The 1,830-nt window shown below is 47.7% G+C and carries 1 protein-coding gene; it reads right to left on the bottom strand.

Annotation, left to right across the window (positions count from 1 at the left end; translation table 11 throughout):
* Positions 1 to 378: 378 nt before the first annotated feature.
* On the bottom strand, positions 379 to 1,680 hold the full coding sequence (locus HMPREF0980_RS11335; protein WP_084002741.1) for an IS4 family transposase: 1,302 nt from the start codon (positions 1,678 to 1,680) through the stop codon (positions 379 to 381).
* Positions 1,681 to 1,830 lie beyond the last annotated feature (150 nt).

Raw genomic sequence — 1,830 nt, 5'->3', positions numbered from 1 at the left:
GCCAAAGGTTTTCACTCGCTCAGCTTTTTTATTAATATACTGGCACAGATAAATTCCTTCCGACCGCCAGTAACGTCACACAGCCGTCCCCGCCCGTGCCAGTAAAGTAGATAGCCGCTGGGGAGGCAGGGGACATATGCGAAGGTGTAAGCGGAAGGGACGGAGAATCCTCACCAGATTCCTTGGCCCGTGGGGTGTGAGCCGCTATCGGCGAACATTCCACAGCAATGTCATTAAGATAAGGTTGTTTCCTGTCTTGCCGGCATATATAGGGACAGTGAGATTGTGTACTTAATCAATCCCACTGTCTTTCTGCAACTATAAAAAGACAGATTTACATCTGCCAGAAAAGCATGTATGATTGATTGTGATGTATGATTATCGATAGCAGAAGCTATGTACTTTTGTTCCCCATCGCTCTCGGGGAAAATTTCGTCCGGGCCTCACCGGCAACCGGAACTTCCCTATCAATCTTTCTACATCTGGCGGACGTATGCCCCTCACACCTTGCAAGAACCATGTGCATATCTTGATTGCTACCGAATAGTTGACCTGATATTCATATCTGGTGTTCCGCTGCTGGAACTCCATGTGGGATATGGTGGCTACGCAATAGTTGTACAGCAGGAGGCGTGCGAAGATCTCCTGCATGACATACGCCGCCTTTTTGGAATGGAGGTCATAGACCCCCACTTCATGCTTCAATTCCCGAAAGGAAGTCTCAATCCCCCATCTCATATGATAAAGCTCCTTGATCTGTTCCATTGGGAAATGCTCCCTGGAAAGATTCGTAATGATGCATTCATATCCGCCTCCAGGGAGGCGGAATCTCAGGACCCGGATTGAGAGCGGGTATTCCACCTGTCCAGGCTTGAAAAAGTCAAACGAACCCTTATCGGCGGGAAACCGGTATAGGTCCTTCTGCTCTTTTGCCTTATTTGTCCTTCTGGCGGACAATATGATAGGGATATCCACATCAAACGTATCTTCCCCCGGCAATTTGAGATTGGAGATGATTCCCTTACGATTCCTGTTCTTATCCTTTGCCCGGATCAGATAGCTCTTCCCGCTCTGTTCGATATGGGCAAACACATCAAAGGATTCATATCCACGGTCTGCTATAAAGATGACCTTCTGCCTGGTAGGGAACCTATCTGCCATGGTACACAAGCCTCTGCTTTCACTGAACCCTTTCCCCGGCTGGATCAGGGCATCCTCATAACGTCTGCTGGAGAGGTCGAACAGGACGGACAGATGCAGCTGGTTGAACCTGCTGCCGCCATTGACAAGGTGGTTGGGCGCATCTTTTGGATTCGTGGCTATGGTAATCCTTGAACCGTCAACTGCCATGAGCTGGTATCCTTGATAAGTCTTTGGCGGGGGTAAGAGCTGGTTGAACTGATGGAACAGGAATTCAAAGGCCTCCGGCAGAATCTTCTCGCGTTGCTGGACAAAAGCTGAAGCAGAAGGGGTGTGGCAGGAGCAATGGAATGCACGGAGGAGCTCCTGGTTCAGGCTCTTTTTTCCCATTGTGATAAGGATACGGAGCATCTGCTCGAAGCCAAGCTTGCGGATCCTGACAAAATCGTGCCCCGGCCTTCGGACGAAGGGGGCCGGATTGGCGGCCATCTTAGAGATGAGTGTGAGTAGCTTCTTCTTTAGAATCTGTGGAAAATGCATAGGTGGAACCTCCTTAAGAAATATATAATTAATTGGCTTCGCCACAAATTTCTAAAGAATTGTCAACCTTTTTTTATTAAAAAAACAGAAGAAAGATGCAGAATATATATTTTAAAGTATTCTACATCTTTCTTCTGTTTTCTTAACTTA

Source organism: Dorea sp. D27, from assembly GCF_001185345.1.
Lineage (GTDB): Bacteria > Bacillota > Clostridia > Lachnospirales > Lachnospiraceae > Extibacter.
The sequence above is the reverse complement of the archived record's forward strand: the minus strand, read 5'-3'. Positions and strand labels throughout refer to the sequence as shown.